The organism is Massilia sp. TWP1-3-3 (assembly GCF_049897805.1).
GTDB lineage: Bacteria > Pseudomonadota > Gammaproteobacteria > Burkholderiales > Burkholderiaceae_D > Telluria_A.
This window is the reverse complement of sequence record NZ_JAFCWX010000144.1, coordinates 1-552: the sequence shown is the minus strand read 5'-3', so window position 1 is coordinate 552 and position 552 is coordinate 1. Positions and strand designations below refer to the sequence as shown.

Annotated in this window: 1 pseudogene; it reads right to left on the bottom strand. The window is 56.5% G+C overall.

What is annotated here, in order from left to right:
- Positions 1–325: 325 nt before the first annotated feature.
- A pseudogene (locus ACP7D4_RS28240) lies at positions 326–552 on the bottom strand (integrase core domain-containing protein); the annotation flags it as partial.

Below are 552 nucleotides of genomic sequence, written 5' to 3'. Positions count from 1 at the left end.
CGTCATTCGCTCCTGCCTCGATACGCTGCGAAAGCAGGGCCACGGCATGCTGGAGGTGCTGCAACGCGCCTTCGCCGGTAATCCTATCCAGCCCACTGCATAGGCGCTGAACAGTCACCCTGAAATCAGGACAGCTTGATTTGTTCTACAAGCAACTGACTGCGCTTGCGAGGACGAACGTGACGTCTAAAGTGGACCCACGAGTCAAGACAAGAATGTATTTAGTTTAGGCTGCGCTTTTTTCACATGCAGCTGCCCGGCGCTGCCCCGCGTTTTCTACCGTCGATGATGTGTCCTCCGTTGGCGCTTCTGGCTCATCATCGTCACCGTATTTCTCCAGGATCATGGCACCGCCGCCGATCCCGGACTGATACACCTTGCTCGGCGTATCGTTACCCAGCGCCTGGTGGAAGCGCTCTTCGTTGTAGAACATCATGTACGCCGTCAGGCCAAGCATCAGCTCGCCCATGTTTGCGTAGCCGTTCAGGTAGACGTCCTCGTACTTGACGGTGCGCCACAGTCGTTCCACAAAGATGTTGTCGAAGGCGCGTC